Below are 20,682 nucleotides of genomic sequence, written 5' to 3'. Positions count from 1 at the left end.
CCCGGGCTCAGCGCTTGTCGATCGGCGCGTAGCTGCGCTGCGGAGCGCCCGTGTAGATCTGCCGCGGACGGCCAATCTTCTGCGACGGATCCTCGATCATCTCCTTCCACTGCGCGATCCAGCCCACCGTGCGGGCCAGGGCGAACAGCACGGTGAACATCTCGGGCGGGAAGCCCAGGGCGCGCAGCGTGATGCCTGAGTAGAAGTCGACGTTCGGGTAGAGCTTGCGCTGGATGAAGAACTCGTCGTTCAGCGCGATCTTCTCGAGTTCCATGGCGACCTGCAGCAGCGGGTCGTTCTCGGCGCCCACTTCCTTCAGGACCTGGTGGCAGGCCTGCTGCATCACCTTCGCGCGCGGGTCGTAGTTCTTGTAGACCCGGTGGCCGAAGCCCATGAGCAGGTAGCGCCGGTCCTTCACGCCCTGGACGAACTCGGGGATCCGGTCGACGGTCCCGATCTCCTTTAGCATGTTGAGCGCTTCTTCGTTCGCGCCGCCGTGCTTGGGGCCCCACAGCGAGGCGATGCCCGCGGCGATGCACGCGAACGGGTTGGCGCCCGACGACCCCGCGAGGCGGACGGTCGAGGTCGACGCGTTCTGCTCGTGGTCGGCGTGCAGGATGAAGATGCGGTCCATGGCCGCCGTCAGGACCGGATTGGGCTTCCAGTCCTCGGCCGGCACCGAGAAGCACATGCGCAGGAAGTTCTCGGCATAGGAGAGCTCGTTGCGCGGATACACGAACGGCTGGCCGCGCGAGTACTTGAAGGCGCGCGCCGCGATGGTCGGCATCTTGGCGATCAGCCGGTGCGCGGAGATCATCCGCTGCTCGGGATCGTTGATGTCGGTGCTGTCGTGGTAGAAGGCCGACATGGCGCCCACGGCGCCCGTCATGATGGCCATCGGGTGAGCGTCCCGACGGAAGCCGTTGAAGAAGCGGTCGAACTGCTCGTGGACCATGGTGTGGTACACGATGTTCTTCTCGAACTGGGCGAACTCGCCCGCGTTCGGAAGCTCGCCGTGGAGCAGCAGGTAGCAGACCTCGAGGAAGCTGGACTTCTCGGCCAGCTCGTCGATGGGGTAGCCGCGGTGCAGCAGCACGCCCTTGTCGCCGTCGATGAAGGTGATCTTGCTCTCGCAAGAGGCGGTCGACGTGAAGCCCGGGTCATAGGTGAAGACGTCAGCGTCGCCGTAGAGCTTGCGGATGTCGATCACCGCGGGCCCGTCCGTGCCCCGCAGCACTGGCAACTCGACTGTCTTGCCGTCGATTTGGACCTTCGCCGTTTCGCCCATGAGACCCCCTTCGCGGCTGCGAGATGAAACACTCGTTCGAGGGCTTATACCTCTTTACGCGAGGAGCGAAAGCGCATCGTCGATGCGCCCGAGGCTCTCCTCCCGGCCGAGCGCGGTCATGGCCCCGGCGAGGTCCGGGGCCGGCGCGCCGCCGGACAGGACCGAGCGTAGCTGCGGGCCGAACTTGCCGAGCCCGATCCCCTGCGATTCCGCGAAGTTGCGCAGGCATCCTTCGAGCGTGGGGACGTCCCAGGCCGGCGATTCGGCGAGCGCGGCCCGCAGCGCCTGGAAGCGCGCCGCCATCTCGGGCTCGGCGAGCTGGGCCCGGGTCTTCTCCGGCAGCTCGAGGGGCCGCTCCTTGAGGGCGAACACGACCGCGTCGGCGAGGTCGAGGGTGGTCTTGGCGCCGTCCCGCACGAACGGGACGGTCTGGGCGATCAGCGTGTCGTCCCCGGCCCGCAGCCGCACGTCCCGGCTCTCCAGGACCTTGCGCACCAGGCCGGCCAGGCGAACCGGGTCGGCCTGGCGGATGTAGTGGTTGTTGAGGTGGTTCAGCTTGTCCCAGTCCAGGCGGGCGGGCGCGCTGACGACGTCCTTGATGTCGAACCACGCGGCGGCCTCGGCGTCCGAGAAGATCTCGTCGTCGCCATGCCCCCAGCCCAGCTTGGCCAGGTAGTTCCGCATGGCTTCCGGCAGGTAGCCCATATCGTCGAACTCGCTCACGGCCTGCGAGCCGTGGCGCTTGGAGAGCTTCTTTCCGTCCGGGCCGTTGATCATCGGCAGGTGCGCCCAGGCCGGGACCTCCCAGCCGAGGCCCTGGTAGATCAGCGTCTGCCGCGCGGCGTTGTTGAGATGGTCGTCGCCCCGGATCACGTGCGTGATCCCCATGTCGTGGTCGTCCACCACGACGGCGAGGTTGTAGGTCGGCGTGCCGTCGGTGCGCAGGAGGATGAGGTCGTCCAGCGTGCGGTTCTCGAACCGGATCAGGCCCTTCACCTGATCGTCCACCACGGTCTCCCCGTCCTGCGGCGCCTTCAGGCGCACGACGAACGGGCGGTCGGGGGCGTCGTTGGGCGACAGGTCCCGCCAGGGGGAACGGATCACGCGCCCTTCGGCCCGCGCCAACTCGCGCTCGGCCTCCAGCTCCTCGGGCGTCATGTAGTCGCGATATGCGGCGCCGCGGGAGAGCATCTCGTCCACGACCGCCCGATGCCGGTCGGCGCGCGCGAACTGGAACACCGGGGTCTCGTCCGGCTCCAGCCCGAGCCACGTCAGGCCGTCGAAGATCACCTGGACGGCGGCGTCGGTCGAACGCTCGCGGTCCGTGTCCTCGATGCGCAGCAGGAACTTCCCGCCCGTGTGACGGGCATACAGCCAGTTGAAAAGCGCCACCCTGGCCGTGCCAATGTGCATCATGCCGGTAGGCGAAGGGGCGATCCTGGTGCGGACGGGACGGTCTGACATCGAACTCGAGGGGATAGGGGAGGGGCTGGCCTCGACGGCGGCGGCGCCTCTTAACACGCGCGTTCCGCGGCTTCCTAGCCTGGGACGCATCCGGGCCTGGGTCTCCACGCAGGTGGAGCAGCAGGCCGACCGGTGGACACTGTGGGCCCCGGTGGCCTTCGGACTCGGCTGCAGCCTCTACTTCGCACTGATGCGCGAGCCGCAGGCCTGGGTCGCCTGGCTCCTGCTGCTCGTGTCGGCGCTGCTCCTGGGCGCGACGCGCTGGAGCTACTGGCGCGCCGCCACCATGGCGCTGGTCCTGAGCGCCGGCGTGGTGGGGGGCTTCGCCGTGGCCAAGCTGCGGGCGGAGGCCGTCAAGGCGTCCGTCGCCCAGGCGGGCGCGCGGCCCCAGTGGGTCGACGCCTGGGTTGTCGATGTGGCCGCGCCGGGCGAGGGGGGACAGCGCCTCCTGCTGGCGCCGACGCGCGTCGGCGGCTGGGACGCCGAGGCGACGCCGATCCGCGTCCGGGTGACGCTGAAGCCCGGCGCGGCGCTGCCGGCGCCCGGGGAGTCGGTGCGGCTGCTGGCCATCCTCAATCCGCCTCCGCCGCCGGCCAGCCCCGGCGCCTACGACTTCGCCCGCGACGCCTACTTCGAGAGCGTCGGCGCGGTCGGCCTCGCGCTGCGCGCCCCCGAGGCCACGACGCCTCCGGCCGAGCCGCCCTGGCGACTTGCCCTGGCGATGCGGGTCAACGCCGTGCGCTGGAATCTCACCCGCCGGATCGTCGAGGCGCTCGGGCCCGAGACCGGGGGCCTCGCTGCGGCGATGACGACGGGCCACGAGGCCTTCATTCCCAAGGAGCAGGTGGAGAACCTGCGGGCCGCGGGGCTTGCGCACATCGTCTCGATCAGCGGCCTGCACATGGCCATCGTCGGCGGCTTCGCCTTCGGGCTCGCGCGCCTGCTGATCGCCGCCTGGCCGTGGCTGGCGCTGCGCGTGCACGGCAAGAAGGCGGCCGCGCTGTTCGGCCTCGCGGCCGTCGGCGGATACCTGGTGCTCTCCGGAGCGCCGCCGCCCGCCGAACGGGCCGCCATCACCGCCGCGGTGGCGTTCGCGGCGATCCTGGCCGACCGTCAGGCGATCAGCCTCCACGCCCTGGCGCTGGCCGCCCTGGGCGTCCTTCTGCTCCAGCCGGAAGCGGTCACTGAGCCCGGCTTCCAGATGTCGTTCGCGGCCACCGCCGCCCTGGTGGCCCTGGCCGAGATCTGGCCGCGGCCGGTGAAGGAGATCCAGGCGCCCTGGGCGATCCGGGCGTTTCAGGCCGCGGTCACCTGGACCGCCGCGAGCATCGCCGTGAGCTTCGTCGCGGGGTTGGCCACGGGCCCGTTCGCGATCCAGCACTTCAACCGGGTCTCGACATGGGGCCTCTTCGCCAACCTCGCGGTGGCGCCGATCTCGTCCTTCCTGATGATGCCCGGCCTGGCGCTGGGGGCGGCCCTGACGCCCCTGGGACTGGGGCAGGCGCCCCTGGAACTGGCCGGCTGGTCCATCGGGCTGATGAACCAGGTGGCCGCCTGGGCGGCTCGCGCCCCGGCGGCGGAGATCCTCGTCCCGAGCGCGCCCGCGTGGGTGCTGCCGGCCAGCTTCCTGGGCCTGCTGTTCACATGCCTGTGGCGGGGCCCGCTGCGATGGATGGGTGTTCCGCTGGCCATGGCGGTGCTCTGGGCCCCCCGACCCGCGGCGCCCGACGTCTGGGTCGCCGCGGACGGCGCCGCCGTGGCCGTTCGGGATGGGCGGCAGGCCGTCCTGCTCCGGCCCGACGCCAAGCTGTTCGGCGCCGAGTTCTGGGCGCGCCGGCGTGGACTGGCCGCCGTGATCAGCGATGAGGAGCGCGACCGCCGCTTCGCGTGCGATCGCTGGAGCTGCGCGCCCGCGGCGGGGGCGCCGATACGCCTGGCCGCCGCCTGGAACGTGCGCCGCCCGCTGAAGGCCGGCCGACTGGAGGCGCTCTGCGCCGCCGCCGACATCGTCGTCCTGCGCAACGATGTCCGGCCGCAGGACTGCGCCGCGCCGCTCGTGCTCACCGGCGGGGATTTCGCGAAGGGCGGGTCGGCCGAGATCTACCGGGAGGGGAACGGCTGGCGCGTGGTGTGGGCCCAGGACCTGCGCGGCCGGCGGCCCTGGACCTGGGGGTTCGACCCGCGATGATGTTCGCCAGGCCGCTTCGCGCCCGGATCCGGGCGGGGGAGATCACCTCCAGCGTCCGGCTGTGGCTCACGCCCCGCGTGAAGGTCGGCGGGCGCTACCCGCTCCTGGACGGCTTCGTCGAGGTGACGCGGCTGCAGGAAGTGGACCTCGCCGACATCACCGACGCGATCGCGCGGGCCGGCGGCTTCGCGGACGTCGAGGACCTTATGAAAACCGCCCGCCACGGGCGTGGCGAGCGGGTCTTCATCGTCGACTTCGTGTTCGTGCCCGCCTGAGCGGGCAGGACAGCCTAGTGGTAGCGGCGGATCAGGCCGACCAGCTTGCCCTGCACCGACACCCGATCGGGGCCGAAGATGCGGGTCTCGTAGGCCGGGTTCGCCGCCTCGAGGGCTACCGACGCCCCCTTCTTGCGCAGGCGCTTCAGAGTGGCCTCCTCGCCGTCGACCAGGGCCACGACGATGTCGCCCGAGACCGCCGTGTCGGTGCGGCGGATGACCACGAAGTCGCCGTCGAGGATGCCGGCGTTGATCATCGAGTCCCCGGCGATCTCGAGCACGAAGTGCTCGCCGGCCCCGAGGATGGTCTCGGGCACGGGGATGCGGTCCTTCTCCTGCTGGATCGCCTCGATCGGCGTGCCGGCCGCGATGCGGCCCAGGATGGGAAGTTCGCGGGTGTCGTTGGCGATGGCGGGCATGGCGCTGCCGGCGTCGACCAGTTGCGGCTTGAAGGGCGCGCGTCCCTTGGGGGGCGCTGCCGCGGTAGCCTGCTGCGGGAGCTTGACCACCTCCAGGGCCCGGGCCCGGTGCGGCAGCCGCCGAAGGAAGCCGCGCTCCTCCAGCGCGGTAATCAGGCGATGGATGCCCGACTTCGACGCAAGATCGAGCGCCTCTTTCATCTCGTCAAAGGACGGGGAAACACCCGTTTCCTTGATGCGCTCATGGATGAACATGAGCAATTCGTGCTGCTTGCGGGTGAGCATCTCGGGCCCTCGTGGAACAAACCGCCAACTTCCGAGGATGTTCTCTAGGTGTTCCGCGTTAATGTCAAGTTACGCGGCGAGGCTCTGAAACTCTTCGGGAATTTGGCGGCGTCAGGCGGGAATCAACCGCCCAGCAACGCGCGAGTCGCCGCGGTGACGTCGGCCTGCCGCATCAGGCTCTCGCCCACGAGCATGGCCTTGGCGCCGGACCGCTCGAGGCGGGCGGCGTCGTCGGCGCCGAAGATCCCGCTCTCGGTGACCAGCAGAGCGTCCGCGGGCGCGGCGGCGGCGAGGCGCTCGGTCACGGCGAGGTCGGTGACGAAGGTGCGCAGGTCGCGGTTGTTGACCCCGACGAGGTCGGCGCCCAGGGCACCGGCGCGGGCCATCTCGGCCTCGTCGTGCACCTCGACCAGGGCGTCCATCCCGAGCCGCCGCGCTTCGGCCATCAGCTCGGCCGCGAGCGCATCGTCCACCATCGCCAGGATGACGAGGATGGCGTCAGCGCCCAGCGCCCGGCTCTCGGCGACCTGCCACGGATCGACGAGGAACTCCTTGCGCAGGCAGGGCAGGGCCGTCGCTTCGCGGGCGGCGGCGAGGTAGGCGTCCGCGCCCTGGAAGCTGGGGCCGTCGGTGAGGACGGACAGGCAGGCCGCGCCGCCGGCCTCGTAGGCGCGGGCCAGAGCCGGCGGGTCGAAGTCGGCGCGGATCAGCCCCTTGGAGGGCGAGGCCTTCTTGATCTCGGCGATCAGGGCGAGGCGGCCGGGCGCATGGCGGCGCTCGAGGGCGGCCCGGAAGCCGCGCGGCGGGCCGGGGGCTCGGCCGGGGTCCGCGGGGCCGGCGGCCTTCCGCGCGGCGACCTCCTCGCGCTTGTAGGCCGCGATCTTCTGCAGGATGTCGCCCATCAGCCGTCCAGCGAGCGAGGGGCGATGGCGACGAGCCTGTCCAGCGCGGTCTGGGCCCGGCCATCGTCGATGACCCGTCCCGCGAGCTCGACGCCCTCGCGCAGGGTTTCCACCTTCTCGCCCACCAGGAAGGCCGCAGCGGCGTTGAGCAGGACGATGTCGCGGTAGGGGCCTGGCTCGCCCTTGAGCAGCCGCCGCAGCGCCTCGGCGTTCTCGGCCGGCGTGCCGCCCGTCAGGTCGGCCAAAGCCGCGCGCTTCAGTCCCACGGCCTCCGGGGTGACGGTGAACAGGCGCACTTGGCCCTCGCGGAACTCGGCCACGCTCGTCTCGCCGGTCGTGGTCATCTCGTCCATGCCGCCGCCGTGGACGACCCACGCCCGTTCTGACCCCAGGGCGCCCAGCACCTGCGCCAGCGGCGCGACCCAGCGCTCGGCGAAGACGCCCACGACCTGCCGCTTCGCGCCGGCGGGGTTGGTGAGCGGACCCAGCAGGTTGAAGATGGTGCGGAAGCCGAGCTGCGCGCGGAGCGGCGAGACGTGCCGCATCGCGCCGTGGTGCGCCGGAGCGTACAGGAAGCAGATGTTGGCCTCGTCCAGCGCCTTCTGCTGGCGCTCCAGGCCGGCGTCGATGGCCACGCCGAGTTCGGAGAGCACGTCTGCGCCGCCGGACTTCGAGGTCAGGGCCCGGTTGCCGTGCTTGGCGACCTTCAGGCCGCCCCCGGCCGCCACGAACGCCACGGCGGTCGAGATGTTGAGCGTGTGCAGGCCGTCGCCGCCGGTCCCGCAGACGTCGATGACGGGGTAGGGCGGTTCGAGGTGGATGGCCGCCTTGCGCATGGCCCGCGCGCAGGCCGCGATCTCGCCCAGAGTCTCGCCCCGCATCCGCATGGCGGTCAGGGCCGCGCCGACCTGAGCCGGCGTCGGCTCGCCCCTCAGGCAGGCGGCGAAGAAGTCCTGCGCATCGTCCTCGGACAGGGTCGCGCCGTCGGCGAGGCGCATGAGCAGCGGCTTGAAGGCGTCGGACATGGGCGGAAGCTCAGACCTGCGCGATCCGCCTGACGCCGGCCAGGTCGAGGAAGTTGCCGAGCAGCTCGTGCCCGCATTCGGTCGCGATCGACTCGGGGTGGAACTGGACGCCGTGAATGGGGCGCGAGCGATGCTGCACGCCCATGATCTCGCCGTCCTCGGTCCAGGCGGTCTTCTCCAGGACCTGCGGCAGAACGTCCTCCTGCACCGACAGCGAGTGATAACGGGTGGCGGTGAAAGGGTTCTTCAACCCGGCGAACACACCCGTGCCGAGATGATGGATGAGGCTGGTCTTGCCATGCATGAGCGCGCGCGCCCGCACGACGGTCCCGCCGAAGGACTGGCCGATCGCCTGGTGGCCCAGGCACACGCCCAGGATCGGCAGGTTCTCCGGCGCCTGGGCGATCAGGTCGAGGCAGATGCCGGCCTCGTTCGGGGTGCACGGGCCGGGGCTCAACAGCACCGCTTCCGGCCGCAGGCCCAGCGCCTCGTCGACGGTGAGCGCGTCATTGCGGTGGACGAGCGTCTCCGCCCCCAGCTCGTTCAGGTAGTGAACGAGGTTGTAGGTGAAGCTGTCGTAGTTATCGACGACCAGGATCATGCAGGCTCCATAGGCTTTGCCGCGCCGACCGCCAAGCGGGATGCTCATGCCATGGGACTTCGCGATTCGGCCCTGGACCCCGACGAGCTCTCCAACGCCCGCAGCCTGCTGCAGCCGGCGGTGCGTCGCGACAGGGCGTGGCCGGCGCTGCTGGCGGCGCTCGCGCTGGCCGTCACCTCGGTGCTGTTTGCGAGCGCGATGGTGCTGGCCCCGCCGGTCACGACCAACCACGCTGCGCAGGGCGCCCCGGACTGAGCCGATCGGCCTACCCACTCGCGGCAGAGATGGTAGGTGGAGGCGACTTGCGCCGGAGACCGCGATGGAAGGCCCCACGTCCCACTTCTACTTCTCGCAGCGTCTGAAGCTGCACTATGTGGACTGGGGCAATCCCGACGCGCCCCCGATGCTGCTGGTTCATGGCGGGCGGGACCATTGCCGCAACTGGGACTGGGTCGCCGAGCGACTCCGTGACCGTTACCACGTGATCGCGCCGGACCTGCGCGGCCACGGCGACAGCGCCTGGGCCATCGGCGGCGGCTACGACATGGCCGCCTACATCTACGACGTGGCCCAGATCGTTCACCAGAAGGGCATGGCGCCGGCCACCATCATCGCCCACTCGCTGGGCGCGGGGATCGCCCTGAACTACTGCGGCGCGTTCCCCGAGGCCGCCCGCAAGGTCGTCGCCATCGAGGGGCTGGGACCATCTCCCGCAGTGATGGCCGAACAGGGCAAGCGGCCGATCGAGGAACGCATCCGCGCGCAGGTGGCGGACCGCCGCGAGAACTCCGGCCGCGCGCCTCGGCGCTACGCCAGCCTCGATGACGCCGTCGCGCGGATGGCCAGCGAGAATCCCCATCTGAACGAAGCGCAGGCGCGTCACCTGACGGTCTACGGCGCGCATCAGAACGAGGACGGGACCTACTCCTGGAAGTTCGACAACCACGCCCGCTGGGGCGGCGGCGTCGGCGGCCTGTCGCACGCCGACCAGCACCGCCTCTGGAGCCGGATCACCGCGCCGGTGCTGCTGGTGCGCGGCGCCGAGTCCTGGGCTTCGGACCCCGTTGTGGACGGCAGGATCCGGCACTTCCGGAACGCGCGCCTCGTGAACTTCGAGGGTGCGGGGCACTGGGTCCACCACGACCGGCTGGACGCCTTCATGGAGACGGTCGAAGCGTTCCTGGCGGAATAGCCGCCGGCCTCAGACGAACCGCCAGCTCTCCTCGGCCGCATCCCGCAGGGCGCGGGCCTTGTGCAGGGTCTCGTCGTACTCGGCGTCGGGATCGCTGTCGGCGACGACGCCCCCGCCGGCCTGGACGTACATGACGCCGTCCTTGAAGAGGGCTGTGCGCAGCACGATGCAGGTGTCGACGCTGCCGTCGGCGCCGAAGTAGCCGACCGCGCCCGCATAGGCGATGCCGCGCTTCTCGATCTCCAGCTCGTCGATGATCTCCATGGCCCGAACCTTGGGCGCGCCCGAGAGCGTGCCGGCGGGCAGCGCAGCCATGACCACGTCGACGGGATCCAGCCCCTCGGGCGCATCGCCTTCGACGTTGGAGACCAGGTGCATGACGCGGGCGTAGCGCTCGACGAAGAAGCTGTCGGTGACACGCACGCGGGGGCCCTGGGCGCGCGGCTGGGGCTCGTTGGCGCCGGCCTGCTTCAGCATGGCGACGCGGCCCACGTCGTTGCGGCCGAGGTCGAGCAGCATCAGGTGCTCGGCGCGCTCCTTGGGATCGGCGATCAGCTCCTGTTCGAGGCGGCGATCCTCCTCGGGCGTCGCGCCGCGCGGGCGGGTGCCGGCGATAGGACGGATGGTGATCTTGCCGTCGCGCAGCCGCACCAGGATCTCGGGGCTGGAACCCGCCACGTGGAAGGCGCCGAAGTCGAGGAAGAACAGGAACGGCGAGGGATTGCTCCGCCGCAGCGAGCGATAGAGCGCGAAGGGGTCGTGCGTGAAGGGCGCGCGGAAACGGTGGCTGGGCACCACCTGGAAGATGTCGCCGGCGCGGATGTACTCCTTCGCCTTCTCGACGATCCCGCGATAGGTCTCGCGGCTCACGGGGGTCGTGAACCTGTCCGGCTCGGGCGTCGCATCGCCACGCAGGCGCGGCGCCGACTTCCGGAAGTCGTCCGCGACCGCCTGGATCCTGCGCTCCGCCGCGGCGTAGGCGTCCTTCGCCGAGGTCGCGCCGTCGGGACGCACCGGCGTGACCACCAGGATCTCCTGCGCGATGGCGTCGAAGATCGCGACGATCGAGGGGCGCGCCATGACGCCGTCGGGAAGGCCCAGCGGGTCGGGATTCACGTGCGGCAGCCGTTCGACCAGGCGGATCGTGTCGTAGCCGAGCGCTCCGAAGACGCCGGCCGCCATGGGGGGCAGGCCCGCGGGCATCTCGATGCGCGAGGACGCCAGCAGGTCGCGAAGGCTGTCCAGCGCCCCGCCGTCCTGCGGCGTGAACCGGCCCGCCGCGATGTCGTCGCCACGGGCGATCTCGGCACGGTCGCCCTGGCAGCGCCACACCAGGTCTGGGTTCATGGCGATGGCGGAGTAGCGCGCCCGGAACGCGCCGCCTTCCACCGACTCGAACAGGAACGCGTACGGCTTGCCATGGCCGATCTTGAGGTAGGCCGAGACGGGCGTCTCGAGATCGTCGATCAGCCGCGTCCAGACAACCTGGGGAGCGCCGCCGTCGTAGGTGGAACGAAAGGCCTCGAACGGCGGCTCGCAGATCACTTCTTGGGCTCCGCCTTGCCCTTCTCGGCGGGCGCGAAGCCGGCGGCCGACCGCGCGAGCTCGGCGTTGGTCTTCACCTTCAGCTTCGTCCGGGCGTAGGCCTGGGCGCTGTCGGCCATCTCGCGGAAGATCGCCTGGGTCAGCTCGCCACGGTTGGTTTCCGCAAGCCGCGCGGCCGTGGGGCCCGCGTCCATGCGCACGTTCGAGACCTGGCCGACGGCCAGGCCGTTCGGCGCGCGGGCGCTCCAGGCTTCGCCGGGCTTCGCCGCGAAGGCGCGGCCGATGACCTCGCGGCCGAGCTGCTGCTGCGTCTCGGCCGTCTGGCGCGTCAGGCCGGGCACGCGCTGCACGGACACGCCCGCGGCCGAGGCGACCGTTTCGATGCGCTCGCCCTTCTGGACCCGGGCCGAGAGCTCGTTGGCCTTGGCCTCCAGCGCACGGATCACCTGCCGGCGCATGTACTCCTGGGTGAGCTGCGGCCGGATCTCCTCCAGCGGGCGCATGTGCGGCGCCACCACCTTCTCGACCTTGACGACGAAGTAGGCCCCTTCGCCGAGTTCGGTGATCTCGCTCTCGCCGCCGGCGGGCAGGGAGAAGGCCGTCTCGAGGATCTTGGGCGGGATGCCGCCGTACTGCCGGCCCTGATCGTCCACGCCCTGGGCGTTGATGGGGCCGATCGTCTGGGCCTGCACGCCGGCCTTGGCGGCCGCTTCGGCCACGCTGCCGCCGCTCTGGTGGGCGTCGTCGTAGGCCTGGGTCTGGGCGTAGACCTTCTCGGCGACCATGTCCTTGCGGATCTCGGCCTCGAGCATGGGGCGCGCCTCTTCGAGCGAGACCTCGCGACCCGGCGAAACCGACACGACCTTCACGACGGCCAGGCCCAGGTCGCCCTGAACCGGCGCGATCTGGCCGGCCTGCATGCGGAACGCCGCCTCGGCCACCTTGCGGTCGGCGATCGCGGTGCGGGGCTTCTCCTCGTAGGTCACGGCGTCGACGCCGAGCGCGCGCGCCACGGCGGCGGGGGCCTCGCCCCGCTGGAGGCGGGCGGCCGCCTGCTGCGCCGCGGCTTGGTCCTTCGCCGGGATCTGGACGACCGTCCGGGTCTCGGGCTGCGAGAGCGTGTCCTTGCGGAACTGATAGCGCTTCTGCAGCTCGGCCGGATCGATGGGGCCCGACGCGGCGCTCGCGGCCACGGACTGCGGCGTGAACGGCACGATCGTGAGAACACGCGTCTCGGGCACGGTGAGCGCCTGCTTGTTCTCGTTCATGAACGCCCGGAGCTGGGCGTCGGTCGGCGCGGCGGGCTGCGGCACGGCCGAGGGCGTCAGGATGAAGTAGGCAAGGTCGCGGCTCTCGAGCGCGTAGACGGAGGCGAGGGCGCCGTACGACCGCGGCACGGCCAGGCCGTTCTGGATCGCCCGGGCCCAGTGCATGGCGGCGATGTCGTCGCGGGCGCCCCGGTCGAACATCTCGGGCGTCAGGCCGTTCTGGGCGAGCTGGGTCTCGAACGTCTTCTTGTCGAACCGCCCGGTGATCGGGTCGAAGAAGGCGGGGATCTTCTCGATCTGCTCCAGGACCAGCTTGTCGGCGGGGCGGATGCCCGTGCGCCACAGGAGCTCGGCGAAGGCCTCGCGCGTGGCGACGCCCGTCAGCACGGCGGCGTCGAGCCGGTTCTCCTCGGCCATCTCCTGGGTGATGGTCTGGCCCGACTGCTGCTCCAGGCGCTTCTTGTAGTTGTCGTACTCGCGGCGGAATTCCTGCATCGACAGGCTGCGCGAGCCCGCCTTGATCACCTCGTTCGTGGGGATCATCGACACGCCGACGCTGTTCGCGCCCCAGCCGACGAAGCTGATGGCGAGGATGCCCATCAGGATCCTGGCAGGCCAGGACTTCGCGAATTCGCGGATGGAGGAGAGCATTCGGGCGGGGTCCTCAGGAACAGGTCGCGCGCCGGTATAGGGGAGAGGCCGCAGGCGCGGCAAGCGCGTGACAGCCGCGCCCGCATGCCTTAACCGCCCGGCTTCGTGTCGCCACAGGGGGAACGATGTCCAAGCCCACGCCGCTGATCGCCGGAAACTGGAAGATGAACGGGCTCGCCGCCTCGCTGGACGAGGCGCGCGCCATCGCGGGCGGACTGGGCGCCACGCCCGCCCGGGTGGCGATCTGCCCGCCGGCCATCCTGATCCACCGCATGGCCCAGGCGCTGAGCGGCACGGCCGTGCTGGTCGGGGGACAGGATCACCATTGGGACGACAGCGGCGCCTTCACCGGCGACGTGTCGGCCGAGATGCTGGTCGACGCGGGCGCGGCGCTGGCGATCCTCGGCCACTCCGAGCGGCGGACGGGGTACCGGGAGACCGACGCCGTCGTCGCCGCGAAGGTCCAGGCGGCGCTGCGCGCGGGGCTGGAGCCTATCGTCTGCGTCGGCGAGACGCTGGAGCAGCGCAAGGCCGGCGACGCGCTGGCGGTCGTGACCGGGCAGGTGCGGGGCTCGCTCCCCGCCGAACTGGCGGGCCGGCCCTTCTCGGTCGCCTACGAGCCGGTCTGGGCCATCGGGACCGGCCTGACGCCCACGACTCCCGAGATCGAGGAGGTGCACCGCGCGATCCGCGAGACGCTGGTGGAGCTGTTCGGCGACTTCGGGCGGAGCCCGCCGATCCTCTACGGCGGGTCGGTGAAGCCCGGGAACGCCGCCCAGATCCTTCACGCCGACGAGGTGGGGGGCGCGCTGGTGGGCGGCGCCTCGCTCAAGGCCGAGGACTTCCTGGGGATCATCCGGGCGCTCTGACGAGCGGTTAGGCGCCGGGGCCCTTGAGCTCCACCACGTTGCCTTCGGGGTCGCGGATGTAGAGCGACGGCCCGTCGCCGTCCGCGCCGTAGCGCTGGCCTTCGTCGACCACCTCGACGCCGTGCGCGGTCAGGTGGGCCCGGATCGCCTCGGCGTCGAACGGCCGGACCTGCAGCGCGAAGTGGTCGAGGTTGCGCGCCGCGGGGCCTGGCGGGTCTCCGCCCGCGCGTCCCAGCGGACCGTCCACCGTCACCAGGTCGATCATCTGGCGTCCGGCGCGCACGTGGGTCAGCCCCAGTTCCGGCCGGTCACGATCGACCGTGAGGCCCAGGACGCCGGCGTAGAAGCCCAGCATGCGCTCCTTGTCGCGCACCCGCAGGACGATGTGGTCGAAGCCTTGGATCGCGATCGGGTTCGTCATGGCGCTTGAGATGGGGATGGCCGGCTCACAGCAGAAGTCCGAACACGCGGCAATCGCGCCGCTCGCCGTCCTTGAGGATGTGCCCCCGGAGCAGGCCCTCCTTCACGAAGCCGAGCTTCTCAAGCAGCGCCTCGGAGCGGAGGTTGCCGAGGTGCGTGCGCGCGGCGAGCTTGCGAATGCCCGCCGCCGCGGCGAAGGCCACCACGCTGCGCATGGCCTCCAGGGCGTATCCCTGGCCCCAGGCGTCGCGGCCGAGCATGAAGCCGACCTCGGCGCGACGGTTCCAGCCGTCGATCTCCGAGAGATCGCAGGATCCGAGGAAGACGCCGTGCGCGAGCGTGCGCATGGACCAGTAGATCGCGCGGCCTGCGGCCATGTCGGCGACCTGCGCCTCGACGATCCCCGCGACGATGTCCGGATCGTCGACCTCGGCGATGTCCCAGTAGGCCATCACCTCCGGGTCGCCCATGATCGGAAACAGGCGCCCGGCGTCCGCGGCGGCGAGCGGCGTCAGCCGCAGCCGTTCGGTCTCCAGGATCGGGAGACGGTCGGGATCGAGAATCATGCCTGCCCCTGCCGCCCTTTGATCGACAGGTGCGACGCACTAGCTATGGCTTTACAGGGGGCGCGGTGATAGAGCGCGCCCTTCATTTCGGGCGGGATGTGTCCATCGGACCCCCCGCTACAACGGAAGACCGAACGGATGCTGCTGAACCTCCTGCTCGTGATCGAGGTCATCGTCGCCCTCTTCCTCGTGGTCGTGGTGCTGCTGCAGCGCTCCGAGGGGGGTGGGCTGGTGAGCGGCGGCACGGGCTCGCTGATGTCGGTCCGCGGCACCGGCGACCTGCTCACGCGCACCACCTGGATCCTGGGCGCCATCTTCTTCGCGCTCGGGCTGCTGCTGACCATCGTGGCGGGGCGCGAACGGGGTTCGGCGTCGGTCGTCGACCGCCTGAAGGTCAACGCCATCAATCCGGCCGAGCTGAACAAGGCGCCGCCGCAGCCGCCCGCCGGCACGCCCGTGGCCCCGTCGCCCGCCGCGCCCGCGCCGCTGCAGGCGCCTGCGCCGACCATCAACAGCCCCTTCGGCCAGCTTCCGGGCGCCGCCCCCGCGCCGGCTCCGGCGCCGGCCCAGCCCGCGCAGAAGTAAGTCTGGGGATAGAGCGAATCGCACGGCGCACGCCCCGCGAATCGCGGCTAATCTGAACGCCCATGGCCCGGTACATCTTCATCACCGGCGGCGTGGTCTCCTCACTTGGCAAGGGTCTCGCGTCAGCCGCGCTCGGGGCGCTTTTGCAGGCGCGAGGCTACAACGTCCGCCTGCGCAAGCTCGACCCCTATCTCAACGTCGATCCGGGGACGATGAGCCCCTACCAGCACGGCGAGGTCTTCGTGACCGACGACGGCGCGGAGACGGATCTCGACCTCGGGCACTACGAGCGGTTCACCGGCGTCAACGCCACCAAGAACGACAACATCACCACCGGCCAGATCTACAAGAAGATCATCGAGAAGGAGCGCCGGGGCGACTACCTCGGCGCCACCGTCCAGGTGATCCCCCACGTGACCGGCGAGATCAAAGACTTCGTGCTCTCCGATCCGGGCGAGGGCGTGGACTTCGTGCTCGTGGAGGTGGGCGGCACGGTGGGCGACATCGAGGGCCTGCCGTTCTTCGAGGCGATCCGCCAGCTGGGCCAGGAGCTGCCGCGCGGCCACGCCTGCTTCATCCACCTGACGCTGCTGCCGTTCATCAAGACGGCCGGCGAGATGAAGACCAAGCCGACGCAGCACTCCGTGAAGGAGCTGCGCTCCATCGGGATCCAGCCGGACATCCTGCTCTGCCGCTGCGACATGCCGATCCCCGAGAGCGAGCGGAAGAAGCTGGCGCTGTTCTGCAACGTGCGCCCCAGCGCCGTGATCCAGGCGATGGACTCGGCCAACATCTATTCGGTCCCGCTGGACTATCACCGCGAAGGCCTGGACGCCGAGGTCCTGGATGTCTTCGGCCTGACGGACAAGGCGCCGGCCCCCGACCTGTCGCGCTGGGAGGACATCTCCCACCGCCTGAGCCATCCCGACGGCGAGGTGAACATCGCGATCGTCGGGAAGTACACGGCCCTGACCGACGCCTACAAGTCGCTGGTGGAGGCCCTGGTGCACGGGGGTGTCGCCAACAACGTGCGCGTCCGGCTCGAATGGATCGAGGGCACGGCGTTCGAGCAGGACGAGGACCTGATCGGCGAACGGCTGGCCAACGTCCACGGCGTGCTGGTGCCCGGCGCGTTCGGGGAGCGCGGCTCGGAGGGCATGATTCGTGCGGTCGGCTTCGCGCGCGAGCACGCCATCCCGTACTTCGGCATCTGCTTCGGCATGCAGATGGCGATGATCGAGGCGGCCCGGAACCTCGCGGGCATCGCCGCGGCGTCGTCCACCGAATTCGGGCCGACGTCGGAGCCGATCGTCGGGCTGATGACCGAGTGGGTCCGCGGCAATCAGCGCGAGGTCCGTTCGGAAGGCGGCGAACTCGGCGGCACGATGCGCTGCGGCGCCTATGAGGCCGTCCTGAGCCTGGGCAGCCGGGTCGCGGACATCTACGGGTCCACGACGATCTCCGAGCGGCACCGTCACCGCTACGAGGTGAACATCGCCTACCGCGACGCCATCGAGAAGACCGGGCTGAAGTTCACCGGCCTCTCGCCCGACGGCGTGCTTCCCGAACTCTGCGAGCGGCAGGACCACCCATGGTTCGTGGGCGTCCAGTTCCACCCGGAGCTCAAGAGCCGCCCCTTCGATCCGCATCCGCTGTTCGCCAGCTTCATCGGCGCGGCGAAGGAACGCAGCCGCCTGGTCTGAGGCCCTGTCGCCCAGGCGCTCAGTCGCGCGCCGCGTGTGGCCCGGCTATGTTGGCGATATGCCGACCCGCGAAGACGTCCGCGCCACAGCGCTCTCGATGCCGGAGGCCTACGAGTCCTCCCACTTCGACGTCACGGACTTCCGGGTGAACAAGAAGATCTTCTGCACCCTGCGCCCCGACGCGCCGCGGGCGGTCCTGAAGTTCTCGCCCGAGGACCAGCACAACCTCCTCGACGGCGACGCCCTGACCCGCATCGAGGGGAGCTGGGGACTGAAAGGCTGGACGTTTCTGGACTACCAGCGTCTCGACGCGGAACGCCTGCCCGGACTGATGCGGCTCGCCTGGGCGACCGTCGCGCCGAAGCGGCTGCTCAGATGAAGAACAGCAGCCAGAACGCCATCAGCACGAAGTTCGAGATGGCGAACGCCGTCAGCCGGTGGATGACATTGTTGTAGGTCAGGTGGATCGCGGAGTGGATCGCGCGCAGGGCGACGTACGCCCACGCCACCGCCAGCGCGGTCTGATCCAGCCGGCCCGCGACGTAGTACATCAGCCCGCCCACGTAGAAGAGCACGGGCAGCTCGAGCAGGTTCATGTAGTTGCGGTTGGGGATCGAGACGTCGCCCGGAACGGCGCCCGATTCGCCGAACCGGAAGTCCTCGCCCGTCACGCGGCCGCCGGCGACGGCCCTGAAGCGGCGCGCGGGGATGAACCCGAGCACGATGAAGGTGAGAAGCGCCATCGCCCCCATGGGCGCGAAGATCAGTTCCTGCGGCATGACGGCCCCCGCCTGTCGTTGACGCGCGAGGCTAGCCCAGACCGCTTGATCGCGCGCGGGGTTTCATGCATAAGCCCGCGCTCACTTCGAGCGGCCCTGTCGCCCGAACCCAATTCCACGCCGCAGAGATTTTCCGATGGCTGTTCCTAAACGCAAAACCTCGCCGTCGCGGCGGAACATGCGCCGGTCGCACCACGCGCTCGGCCCCAACACCTTCCACGAAGACAAGGAGACGGGCGAGCTGAAGCGTCCGCACCACGTCGACCTGAAGACCGGCATGTACAAGGGCCGCCAGGTCCTGACGCCGAAGGAAGACTGACGCCGCCGAAGGCGCCTCTTCGATGATCACGCAGCGCCGGCCTTAGGGCCGGCGCTTTGCGTTCTGGCGAATTGTCATGCCGTCGCCACGCAGGCCCGCGATAAGCTCCCCGCCGGAGGGATTCCCATGAGCCTGTCTAGACGCCGCCTGATCGGGTCCGCCGCGGGCGCAGCCTTCCTGGGCCTGTCGCGCCTGGCCCAAGCGGACGCGCTGGACGGGGACGGCTACCGGAACGAGGTCTACGGCTACGGCCCGCTGAAGCCCGACCCCGCGCGCCTCTTCGAACTGCCCGAGGGTTTCGCCTACACCGTCGTGCAGCGGGCCGGCGACCCGATGAGCGACGGCCTGGTCGCGCCGCGCAACATGGACGGCATGGGCTGTTTCCGCCTCGACCGGAACCGGGTGGCGCTGGTGCGCAATCACGAGCTCAGCCCGCGGCATATGGACATCGGGGCGTTCGGCGAGGGGCACAGCCTGGCGGGCAAGGTCGAGGCCGGCCTGGCCTACGACCGCAACCAGGACGGCAAGATCCTGCCCGGCGGGACGACGACCCTGATCTACGACGTGAGCCGCCGCCGGCTGGAGTCCTCGTGGCTCAGCCTGGCCGGCACGAGCACGAACTGCGCCGGGGGAATCACGCCGTGGGGCTCGTGGCTCACCTGCGAGGAGATCGTGCGCTCGGCCGGCCCCAACCCGGACGGCCACACGATCGGCAAGTCGCACGGCTGGGTCTTCGAGGTCCCTGCGCGGCACAAGGGCCTGGTCCGGGCCGAGCCCATCACGGGCATGGGCCGATTCAAGCACGAGGCCGTGGCCATCGATCCGCGGACCGGCGTCGCCTACCTGACCGAGGACGAGACCGACGGCCGCGGCCTGTTCTACCGCTTCCTGCCGAACGACCGCCGCGCGCCGCTGAAGGGCGGCCGACTCCAGGCGCTGGGCTTCAAGGACCGCGCCGACACCCGCAACTGGCGCGGCGACGCGCCCTGGGCGGTTGGCGACTGGCGCGACGCCGTTTGGATCGACCTGGACGGCGTGGACAACCCGGACGACGACCTGCGCCACCGCGGGCACGCGAAGGGCGCGGCATGGTTCGCCCGCGGGGAGGGGATCGTGTTCGGCGAAGGCGAGCTCTACTTCACCTGCACCAGCGGGGGCCCAAAGACCCTCGGACAGGTCCTGCGCTACCGTCCCAGCCGCTTCGAGGGCGATCCGCGTGAGGCCGATGAGCCAGGAAGGCTCCAGCTGTTCGTCGAACCGACCGACCCGCGCGTCATGAAGATGTGCGACAACCTGGTGCTGTCCCCGGCCGGCCACCTCGTGGTCTGTGAGGACAAGCTGCCGATGGACGGCGCCGACTACCTCCGCGGCATCACGCCGGACGGGAAGATCTACGCCCTCGGCCGCCTGGTGAACACTGCCGGGCCACTCTCCGCGACGGAACTGGCGGGAGTCTGCTTCTCGCCCGACGGATCGACGCTGTTCGTCAACTCCTATTCGCCGGGGCTGACGTTCGCGATCACCGGCCCCTGGGACCGCTTCCGGGCGTGACTACTGGCTGCGGCCGCGCGCCTGCACCGCGGCGCGCCGCTGGGCGACCATCTCGGGCGTGACGGCGGCGTTGTGGGCGACCGAGCGGCTGTGCTCGAGCTCCAGCCCTGCGCCGAGGTCCAGGGCGTACCCGTCGTCGATCATCGCCTTGTAGGTCACCAGCATGTCGCCATCGATCGAGGCCATCTCGGCGGCGAGCTTCAGGGCGGTGGGCATCAGCTCGGCGGCCGGGACCACGCGGTTCACGAGGCCCCATTCGCTGGCGGTGCGCGCGTCCAGGAAGTTGCCGGTCAGGGACAGCTCTTTGGCGCGATAGGGGCCGATGACGCGGCTCAGCTTCTGGGAGAGGCCCCAGCCGGGCGTGATGCCGACGCGGGCGTGGGTGTCGGCGAAGCGGGCGTTCTCCGAGCAGATCAGGACGTCGCAGGCCAGGGCGACCTCGAAGCCGCCCGTGATGGCCACGCCGTTGATCGCGCCGATGATCGGCTTGGAACACGACAGCACGGCCCGGGCGGGGTTCTGCGCCGGGTCGGTGGCGTTCGCCGCGCCCATGCCCAGCGGGTCGGTGGAGAGCTCCTTCAGGTCAAGGCCGGCGGTGAAGGCGCGATCGCCCGCGCCGGTCAGCACGATGACCCTCACGTCCGGATCCCGGTCGAGACCCGTCATCGCCTCGGCCAGGGCCTCGCGCAGCGCCTTGGACAGCGCGTTCATGGCCTCGGGGCGGTTCAGGGTGACGACGGCGACGCCGTCCAGGGGCTTTTCGACGAGCAGCATGGGTTCCTCCGCG

22 protein-coding genes are annotated in these 20,682 nt (G+C 70.5%); 10 read left to right on the top strand and 12 right to left on the bottom strand.

Translation table 11 applies throughout. From position 1 onward, the window contains the following. Positions 1-7: 7 nt before the first annotated feature. Together gltA and gltX are read right to left on the bottom strand one after the other, a co-directional pair. On the bottom strand, positions 8-1,288 hold the full coding sequence (gene gltA, locus AC2D8W_RS00780) for a citrate synthase (RefSeq protein WP_293479738.1): 1,281 nt from the start codon (positions 1,286-1,288) through the stop codon (positions 8-10). A gap of 54 nt (positions 1,289-1,342) precedes the next feature. Continuing rightward, positions 1,343-2,752: a glutamate--tRNA ligase gene (gltX, locus tag AC2D8W_RS00775; RefSeq protein ID WP_484669926.1), complete on the bottom strand. Its 1,410-nt coding sequence runs from the start codon at positions 2,750-2,752 to the stop codon at positions 1,343-1,345. Here gltX and AC2D8W_RS00770 point away from each other — a divergent pair. Beyond that, the gene (locus AC2D8W_RS00770; RefSeq protein ID WP_484669925.1) at positions 2,703-4,940 is read left to right on the top strand and encodes a ComEC/Rec2 family competence protein; all 2,238 of its coding nucleotides are present in this window, start codon (positions 2,703-2,705) and stop codon (positions 4,938-4,940) included. The genes gltX and AC2D8W_RS00770 overlap by 50 nt on opposite strands. Then, positions 4,937-5,215, top strand: a complete 279-nt coding sequence (locus AC2D8W_RS00765) for an ASCH domain-containing protein (protein ID WP_484669924.1) — start codon at positions 4,937-4,939, stop codon at positions 5,213-5,215. The genes AC2D8W_RS00770 and AC2D8W_RS00765 overlap by 4 nt, the downstream gene beginning before the upstream one ends. Before the next feature lie 14 nt (positions 5,216-5,229). Here AC2D8W_RS00765 and lexA read toward each other — a convergent pair whose 3' ends face one another. From lexA to AC2D8W_RS00745, 4 genes are all read right to left on the bottom strand, one after another. Further along, the gene (gene lexA / locus AC2D8W_RS00760; RefSeq protein WP_484669923.1) at positions 5,230-5,919 is read right to left on the bottom strand and encodes a transcriptional repressor LexA; all 690 of its coding nucleotides are present in this window, start codon (positions 5,917-5,919) and stop codon (positions 5,230-5,232) included. Positions 5,920-6,041: 122 nt separating this feature from the next. Continuing rightward, positions 6,042-6,821, bottom strand: coding sequence for an indole-3-glycerol phosphate synthase TrpC (gene trpC, locus AC2D8W_RS00755; RefSeq protein WP_484669922.1), 780 nt, complete (start codon positions 6,819-6,821; stop codon positions 6,042-6,044). After that, positions 6,821-7,846, bottom strand: a complete 1,026-nt coding sequence (gene trpD / locus AC2D8W_RS00750) for an anthranilate phosphoribosyltransferase (protein WP_293479750.1) — start codon at positions 7,844-7,846, stop codon at positions 6,821-6,823. The genes trpC and trpD overlap by 1 nt, the downstream gene beginning before the upstream one ends. 10 nt (positions 7,847-7,856) lie before the next feature. Beyond that, positions 7,857-8,447: an anthranilate synthase component II gene (locus tag AC2D8W_RS00745; protein ID WP_484669921.1), complete on the bottom strand. Its 591-nt coding sequence runs from the start codon at positions 8,445-8,447 to the stop codon at positions 7,857-7,859. Positions 8,448-8,498: 51 nt separating this feature from the next. On the opposite strand from AC2D8W_RS00745, the gene AC2D8W_RS00740 reads away from it, so the two are divergent. Further along, positions 8,499-8,702 carry a hypothetical protein gene (locus AC2D8W_RS00740; protein ID WP_293479754.1) on the top strand — a complete coding sequence of 68 codons (204 nt, stop codon included), beginning with the start codon at positions 8,499-8,501 and terminating at the stop codon, positions 8,700-8,702. 64 nt (positions 8,703-8,766) lie between these two features. Further along, entirely contained in the window at positions 8,767-9,639 is an 873-nt protein-coding gene (locus AC2D8W_RS00735) for an alpha/beta fold hydrolase (RefSeq protein WP_484669920.1), read from the top strand. Positions 9,640-9,648: 9 nt separating this feature from the next. Here the strand turns inward: AC2D8W_RS00735 and trpE are convergent, their stop codons facing one another. Then, positions 9,649-11,184, bottom strand: coding sequence for an anthranilate synthase component I (gene trpE / locus AC2D8W_RS00730; protein ID WP_484669919.1), 1,536 nt, complete (start codon positions 11,182-11,184; stop codon positions 9,649-9,651). Next, the gene (locus tag AC2D8W_RS00725) at positions 11,181-13,103 is read right to left on the bottom strand and encodes a peptidylprolyl isomerase (protein WP_484669918.1); all 1,923 of its coding nucleotides are present in this window, start codon (positions 13,101-13,103) and stop codon (positions 11,181-11,183) included. The genes trpE and AC2D8W_RS00725 overlap by 4 nt, the downstream gene beginning before the upstream one ends. A gap of 125 nt (positions 13,104-13,228) precedes the next feature. Between AC2D8W_RS00725 and tpiA the strand changes: the two genes are divergently transcribed. Further along, on the top strand, positions 13,229-13,972 hold the full coding sequence (tpiA, locus tag AC2D8W_RS00720) for a triose-phosphate isomerase (protein WP_484669917.1): 744 nt from the start codon (positions 13,229-13,231) through the stop codon (positions 13,970-13,972). Positions 13,973-13,979: 7 nt separating this feature from the next. Here the strand turns inward: tpiA and AC2D8W_RS00715 are convergent, their stop codons facing one another. After that, positions 13,980-14,393, bottom strand: coding sequence for a VOC family protein (locus AC2D8W_RS00715; protein ID WP_484669916.1), 414 nt, complete (start codon positions 14,391-14,393; stop codon positions 13,980-13,982). A gap of 25 nt (positions 14,394-14,418) precedes the next feature. Then, positions 14,419-14,958, bottom strand: a complete 540-nt coding sequence (locus AC2D8W_RS00710; protein WP_484669915.1) for a GNAT family N-acetyltransferase — start codon at positions 14,956-14,958, stop codon at positions 14,419-14,421. Positions 14,959-15,096: 138 nt separating this feature from the next. Here AC2D8W_RS00710 and secG point away from each other — a divergent pair, with 138 nt between their 5' ends. The 3 genes from secG to AC2D8W_RS00695 all read left to right on the top strand — a co-directional run bounded on the left by secG (position 15,097) and on the right by AC2D8W_RS00695 (position 17,625). Further along, positions 15,097-15,543 carry a preprotein translocase subunit SecG gene (gene secG / locus AC2D8W_RS00705; protein WP_293479766.1) on the top strand — a complete coding sequence of 149 codons (447 nt, stop codon included), beginning with the start codon at positions 15,097-15,099 and terminating at the stop codon, positions 15,541-15,543. 62 nt (positions 15,544-15,605) lie between these two features. After that, positions 15,606-17,246 carry a CTP synthase gene (gene pyrG, locus AC2D8W_RS00700; RefSeq protein ID WP_293479767.1) on the top strand — a complete coding sequence of 547 codons (1,641 nt, stop codon included), beginning with the start codon at positions 15,606-15,608 and terminating at the stop codon, positions 17,244-17,246. Between the two features lie 58 nt (positions 17,247-17,304). Continuing rightward, positions 17,305-17,625 carry an MmcQ/YjbR family DNA-binding protein gene (locus tag AC2D8W_RS00695; RefSeq protein ID WP_484669914.1) on the top strand — a complete coding sequence of 107 codons (321 nt, stop codon included), beginning with the start codon at positions 17,305-17,307 and terminating at the stop codon, positions 17,623-17,625. Here the strand turns inward: AC2D8W_RS00695 and AC2D8W_RS00690 are convergent. Continuing rightward, complete coding sequence (locus tag AC2D8W_RS00690; RefSeq protein ID WP_484669913.1) at positions 17,618-18,025, bottom strand: MAPEG family protein; 408 nt, start codon at positions 18,023-18,025, stop codon at positions 17,618-17,620. The two genes, AC2D8W_RS00695 and AC2D8W_RS00690, sit on opposite strands and share 8 nt — an antisense overlap. Before the next feature lie 136 nt (positions 18,026-18,161). Between AC2D8W_RS00690 and rpmF the strand changes: the two genes are divergently transcribed. Both rpmF and AC2D8W_RS00680 read left to right on the top strand, forming a co-directional pair. After that, positions 18,162-18,344, top strand: coding sequence for a 50S ribosomal protein L32 (rpmF, locus tag AC2D8W_RS00685; protein ID WP_293359783.1), 183 nt, complete (start codon positions 18,162-18,164; stop codon positions 18,342-18,344). A gap of 126 nt (positions 18,345-18,470) precedes the next feature. Continuing rightward, positions 18,471-19,895 (top strand): alkaline phosphatase PhoX, encoded by a 1,425-nt coding sequence (locus AC2D8W_RS00680; protein WP_484669912.1) that lies wholly within the window; start codon positions 18,471-18,473, stop codon positions 19,893-19,895. Here the strand turns inward: AC2D8W_RS00680 and AC2D8W_RS00675 are convergent, their stop codons facing one another. Beyond that, positions 19,896-20,669: an enoyl-CoA hydratase gene (locus tag AC2D8W_RS00675; RefSeq protein WP_484669911.1), complete on the bottom strand. Its 774-nt coding sequence runs from the start codon at positions 20,667-20,669 to the stop codon at positions 19,896-19,898. Positions 20,670-20,682: the final 13 nt, after the last annotated feature.

The organism is Phenylobacterium sp. T106 (assembly GCF_057219735.1).
The sequence above is the reverse complement of the archived record's forward strand: the minus strand, read 5'-3'. Positions and strand labels throughout refer to the sequence as shown.

Bases quoted from the DNA above. Each gene is read 5' to 3' on its own strand.
- gltA (WP_293479738.1), bottom strand. From the start codon at position 1,288: ATGGGCGAAACGGCGAAGGTCCAAATCGACGGCAAGACAGTCGAGTTG.
- AC2D8W_RS00770 (WP_484669925.1), top strand. From the start codon at position 2,703: ATGCCGGTAGGCGAAGGGGCGATCCTGGTGCGGACGGGACGGTCTGAC.
- gltX (WP_484669926.1), bottom strand. From the start codon at position 2,752: ATGTCAGACCGTCCCGTCCGCACCAGGATCGCCCCTTCGCCTACCGGC.
- AC2D8W_RS00765 (WP_484669924.1), top strand. From the start codon at position 4,937: ATGATGTTCGCCAGGCCGCTTCGCGCCCGGATCCGGGCGGGGGAGATC.
- lexA (WP_484669923.1), bottom strand. From the start codon at position 5,919: ATGCTCACCCGCAAGCAGCACGAATTGCTCATGTTCATCCATGAGCGC.
- trpC (WP_484669922.1), bottom strand. From the start codon at position 6,821: ATGGGCGACATCCTGCAGAAGATCGCGGCCTACAAGCGCGAGGAGGTC.
- trpD (WP_293479750.1), bottom strand. From the start codon at position 7,846: ATGTCCGACGCCTTCAAGCCGCTGCTCATGCGCCTCGCCGACGGCGCG.
- AC2D8W_RS00745 (WP_484669921.1), bottom strand. From the start codon at position 8,447: ATGATCCTGGTCGTCGATAACTACGACAGCTTCACCTACAACCTCGTT.
- AC2D8W_RS00740 (WP_293479754.1), top strand. From the start codon at position 8,499: ATGGGACTTCGCGATTCGGCCCTGGACCCCGACGAGCTCTCCAACGCC.
- AC2D8W_RS00735 (WP_484669920.1), top strand. From the start codon at position 8,767: ATGGAAGGCCCCACGTCCCACTTCTACTTCTCGCAGCGTCTGAAGCTG.
- AC2D8W_RS00725 (WP_484669918.1), bottom strand. From the start codon at position 13,103: ATGCTCTCCTCCATCCGCGAATTCGCGAAGTCCTGGCCTGCCAGGATC.
- tpiA (WP_484669917.1), top strand. From the start codon at position 13,229: ATGTCCAAGCCCACGCCGCTGATCGCCGGAAACTGGAAGATGAACGGG.
- AC2D8W_RS00715 (WP_484669916.1), bottom strand. From the start codon at position 14,393: ATGACGAACCCGATCGCGATCCAAGGCTTCGACCACATCGTCCTGCGG.
- AC2D8W_RS00710 (WP_484669915.1), bottom strand. From the start codon at position 14,958: ATGATTCTCGATCCCGACCGTCTCCCGATCCTGGAGACCGAACGGCTG.
- secG (WP_293479766.1), top strand. From the start codon at position 15,097: ATGCTGCTGAACCTCCTGCTCGTGATCGAGGTCATCGTCGCCCTCTTC.
- pyrG (WP_293479767.1), top strand. From the start codon at position 15,606: ATGGCCCGGTACATCTTCATCACCGGCGGCGTGGTCTCCTCACTTGGC.
- AC2D8W_RS00695 (WP_484669914.1), top strand. From the start codon at position 17,305: ATGCCGACCCGCGAAGACGTCCGCGCCACAGCGCTCTCGATGCCGGAG.
- AC2D8W_RS00690 (WP_484669913.1), bottom strand. From the start codon at position 18,025: ATGCCGCAGGAACTGATCTTCGCGCCCATGGGGGCGATGGCGCTTCTC.
- rpmF (WP_293359783.1), top strand. From the start codon at position 18,162: ATGGCTGTTCCTAAACGCAAAACCTCGCCGTCGCGGCGGAACATGCGC.
- AC2D8W_RS00680 (WP_484669912.1), top strand. From the start codon at position 18,471: ATGAGCCTGTCTAGACGCCGCCTGATCGGGTCCGCCGCGGGCGCAGCC.
- AC2D8W_RS00675 (WP_484669911.1), bottom strand. From the start codon at position 20,669: ATGCTGCTCGTCGAAAAGCCCCTGGACGGCGTCGCCGTCGTCACCCTG.